Origin of the sequence: Pseudomonas sp. NPDC087614, assembly GCF_044743485.1 — a bacterium.
Classification (GTDB): domain Bacteria; phylum Pseudomonadota; class Gammaproteobacteria; order Pseudomonadales; family Pseudomonadaceae; genus Aquipseudomonas; species Aquipseudomonas baetica_A.
In genome coordinates this window covers 1-2934 of sequence record NZ_JBIUWN010000021.1, presented here as the reverse complement: position 1 = coordinate 2934, position 2934 = coordinate 1, and the positions used below count along the sequence as shown (strand labels likewise).

The following is a 2934-nucleotide window of genomic DNA, read 5'->3' as shown; positions in this document are numbered from 1 at the left end:
AAATATACCACATAAGAAATAACATCTCTTCGCTCTGTTTCATGCCGGCCTTCATTGGGAATTATATTTCATGAAGGTTTAGCGTGGCTTTATAGTCGGTCATTTAAGGCTCTTCATTAGCGATGGGCGCTAGGTGCGGCTAGTGCACGGGCGGTGGCGACATCCGCATTGATCGCCGTTTTCAGCGCCTCCAGGGAGGCAAATCGCTGCTCTTCACGCAGCTTTTGGTGGAAAACCACCGTCAAACGCCGGTCATACAGATCGCCGGCAAAATCTAAAAGATGGACTTCAAGGTGGGCCTTGCCATCACCTTGCACCGTGGGCCGCACGCCGATATTGGCGACGCCGGGCCAGGTCTTGCCGTCGATATCCACATCCACCAGATACACCCCGGTAAACGGCACGCGACGACGCTTGAGTTGAATATTGGCAGTGGGCGTCCCCAGTTGCCGGGCCAGTTTCTGGCCATGCAGCACGCGACCGACGATGCGGTAAGGGCGGCCGAGCAAGCGTTCGGCCAGGGCAAAATCGGCGGCGGCCAATGCGTTGCGCACCTGAGTGCTGCTGACGCGAATGCCGTCCAGCTCGACGGTTTGTGCAGCTTCGACGCTAAAACCGTGGACCTGCCCGGCCTGCAACAGGAAATCGAAATCACCGAGGCGGTCGCAGCCGAAGCGGAAGTCATCACCGACCTCCAGATGCTGTACGCCGAGGCCGTCTACCAGAATGGTGTCGACGAACTCACTGGCGCTGAGCTTGCTCAGACGCTGGTTGAAGGCCAGGCATAACACCCGGTCAACACCTTCGGCCGCCAGCAGTTGCAGCTTGTCGCGTAGCCGTGCCAGACGCGCCGGTGCGGTCTCGGGCGCAAAAAATTCCCGTGGCTGCGGCTCGAAAATCACCACGCAGCTGGGTACGCCCAACTCGAGCGCACGCTCACGCAGTCGGGCCAGGATAGCCTGGTGACCACGGTGAACACCGTCAAAGTTGCCAATAGTGGCGACGCAGCCCCGATGCTGGGGGCGCAAGTTGTGGAGGCCTCGAACCAGCTGCATAACGCGCTTCTTGCTCATAAAGTGGTCGATTATAACCACACCCGACGGCCGACGACAGGCAACACCGTAACGCAAAGTGATCGAGCCGACAAAACTGCCGGCCCGTGCCCGCTCATAAAGGGTAAAACCTCAGCTCAAGGCTTTGCGATTGAAGTCGCGCAGACGAAAACCGAGCAGCAGCAACATACCAAAATACGCAACTACGCCGGCTGCCACCAAGGCCCCCAGACGCAGGAAGCGTTCAAGCATGTGCCCCTGATCCCAGGCTGGCATGAAATGCATGCCAATCAACAACACCGCCGACATCACCGCCACCGCCACCACCAGTTTGAAGCCGAACCTGGCCCAGCCTGGCTGCGGCTGGTACATCTGCTGTTTGCGCAGTTGATAGAACAGCAACCCGGCATTCAGGCAGGCGCCGGCACTGATCGCCAACGCCAGGCCGGCGTGAGCCAACGGACCAATCAAAACAAGGTTGAACAGTTGCGTGACGATCAGCGTGAAAATTGCGATTTTCACCGGAGTGCGAATGTTCTGTTGCGCATAAAAACCCGGGGCCAGTACTTTGATCACGATGATCCCGAGCAGGCCCACCGAATAGGCAATCAACGCGCGCTGGGTCATTTCAGCATCAAAGCCACTGAACTGGCCGTACTGGAACAACGAAACGGTCAACGGCTCGGCGAGAATCCCCAGCGCCAGCGAGCACGGCAGCACCAGCACAAAGCACAGACGAAGCCCCCAGTCGAGAATCCGCGAATATTCGTGGCGATCCTTGCTGGCGTAGGTTTTGGCCAAGGTCGGCAGCAGGATGGTACCCAGCGCCACACCCAGCACGCCGGACGGCAACTCCATCAAACGGTCAGCGTAATACATCCACGACACCGAACCTGCGACCAGAAACGAGGCGAAGATGGTGTTGATGATCAGCGAAATCTGACTGACCGACACCCCCAGGATCGCCGGCAGCATCTGCTTCATCACTCGCCAGACGCCGGTATCGCGCAGATTCAGGCGCGGCAGGACCAACATGCCGATCTTCTTCAGGTGCGGCAGTTGATAAAGCAACTGCGCCAGACCGCCCACCAGCACCGCCCAGCCCAAGGCCATGACTGGCGGATCGAAGTATGGCGTCAGGAACAGCGCAAACACGATCATGCTGACGTTGAGCAGGGTCGGTACGAATGCCGGCACCGAGAAACGGTTCCAGGTATTGAGGATCGCACCGGCCAGCGAGGACAGGGAGATCAGCAATATGTAAGGAAAGGTCACCCGCAAAAGGTCTGAGGTCAGCTGGAATTTTTCCGGCGTGTCGGTAAAACCGGGAGCTGTCGCCCAGATCACCCACGGCGCGGCGATCATGCCCAGCGCCGTTACCAGCGCCAGCACCAAGGTCAGCAACCCCGACACGTAAGCAATAAAGGTGCGCGTCGCCTCCTCGCCTTTCTGGCTTTTGTATTCGGCCAGAATCGGCACAAAAGCCTGAGAGAACGCACCCTCCGCGAAGATTCGCCGAAGCAGATTAGGCAGCTTGAAGGCAATAAAGAAGGCGTCCGTCGCCATCCCGGCCCCGAATATACGGGCGATGAGCGTGTCACGGACGAACCCGAGAACCCGCGAAAGCATCGTGATAGAGCTGACGGCGGCCAACGATTTGAGCAGATTCATTGAGGGAATTTGTGCCTGTCGATAAACAGCAGGCGAACAATGCGCCTACTTGTGCGATACTCTGCGCCGCAACAGCACAGAGCCAAAGCTCGCGAGTTTACAGGTCAAGCGCCGGAAATAAATATCCCGCCTCTTTATACCTACCACTTAGCGGAACGTTTCAAGCGCCCTTGACCTGTAAACTCGCGAGCTTTGGCTCTGTACTGTTGCG

At 58.0% G+C, this 2934-nt stretch carries 2 protein-coding genes and 1 pseudogene; all 3 read right to left on the bottom strand.

From position 1 onward, the window contains the following. Window positions 1-103: pseudogene (locus ACIOWA_RS10775) on the bottom strand (hypothetical protein); the annotation flags it as partial. Between the two features lie 13 nt (window positions 104-116). Continuing rightward, window positions 117-1055, bottom strand: coding sequence for a bifunctional riboflavin kinase/FAD synthetase (ribF, locus tag ACIOWA_RS10770; RefSeq protein ID WP_339432768.1), 939 nt, complete (start codon window positions 1053-1055; stop codon window positions 117-119). Window positions 1056-1184: 129 nt separating this feature from the next. Next, entirely contained in the window at window positions 1185-2723 is a 1539-nt protein-coding gene (murJ, locus tag ACIOWA_RS10765; protein WP_339432767.1) for a murein biosynthesis integral membrane protein MurJ, read from the bottom strand. Window positions 2724-2934 lie beyond the last annotated feature (211 nt).